The following is a 1100-nucleotide window of genomic DNA, read 5'->3' as shown; positions in this document are numbered from 1 at the left end:
GGCGGCGGGGGATGACGCGGGGGTGGTGCATTTTCTGCGGTTGGAGGGGGTGGATTTCCTGCCGTTGGAAAGAAATGTCCCCTTAACCTTGCCTTCTGAAAGTCCCTTGAGTTTACTCTCTGAGGGGTTATCTCTGGTACAACAGGGACGGGAGGAGGAGGCGATGTCCTGTTGGGAGAAGGCGGTCAAACTGCGACCCGATGCTGCCCCGATGATTTGGGGAAATGGGGGAAAAGCTCTCTCTAAACGAGGTGAAGCGTTGTGGGAAGCAGAAAACTATGAAGGGGCGGTGCGTTGTTTTCAAGGGGCGGTAAAACTGCAACCGGATAATGCCAAATATTGGAATGGGTTGGCAATGTCACAACGGCGTTCTGGGGATGCAGAAGCAGCACTGTCTAGTTATGAAACCGCCTTAAAATTACAACCCGACAACGCTTATATTTGGAGTAATCGCGGTTATGCTTTCCATGTTTTAGGTCGCTATGAGGAGGCAATGGCGAATTACCAAAAAGCCTTAGAGTTAGACTCTAATTATGCCAACGCTTACTATAATATTGCTTGTCTTTATGGGTTACAAGGGGATGTGGATTTAGGGGTTGAAAACTTACAACGGGCGATTGAGTTAGATTCAGAATGTCGTGAGATGGCGGCAACTGACCAGGACTTTGATAGGATTCGCGGGGATAGTCGATTTCAGGCGTTATTAGAAGAATTATAAACCAGGTTTATCAGATGTGTAAAACCTTGTTTTTGCGTGGCTGATATAACCCGGCTTTTTAGGATTTGGGGGGATAGAATTAGCACCAGGAGTAGGTTATGTGAACCCAGGAAACCCGACCAAAACTTAACCACTCCCAGCCTAGCCGACTGTGTTGGGTTTCGCGATCGCTCCACCCAACCTACTAGAGTCAGAGTGTGTTGTGTAAAGCGATCGCGCTCCCAGCCTAGCCGACTGTGTTGTGTAAAGCGATCGCTCCACCCAACCTACTAGAGTCCGAGTCTGTTGTGTAAAGCGATCGCGCTCCCAGCCTAGCCGACTGTGTTGGGTTTCGCGATCGCTCCACCCAACCTACTAGAGTCCGACTGTGTTGTGTAAAGCG

Annotated in this window: 1 protein-coding gene; it reads left to right on the top strand. The window is 49.6% G+C overall.

Features of this window, described 5'->3' with window-relative positions:
- Positions 1 to 718, top strand: a 718-nt coding sequence (locus ACTIE0_RS24625; RefSeq protein ID WP_439517056.1) for a tetratricopeptide repeat protein, incomplete at its 5' end; no start/stop codon positions are given.
- Between the last annotated feature and the right edge of the window lie 382 nt (positions 719 to 1100).

It is taken from the genome of Limnospira sp. (assembly GCF_051859755.1).
GTDB lineage: Bacteria > Cyanobacteriota > Cyanobacteriia > Cyanobacteriales > Microcoleaceae > Limnospira > Limnospira fusiformis.
This window is presented reverse-complemented; position numbering and strand designations above follow the sequence as displayed.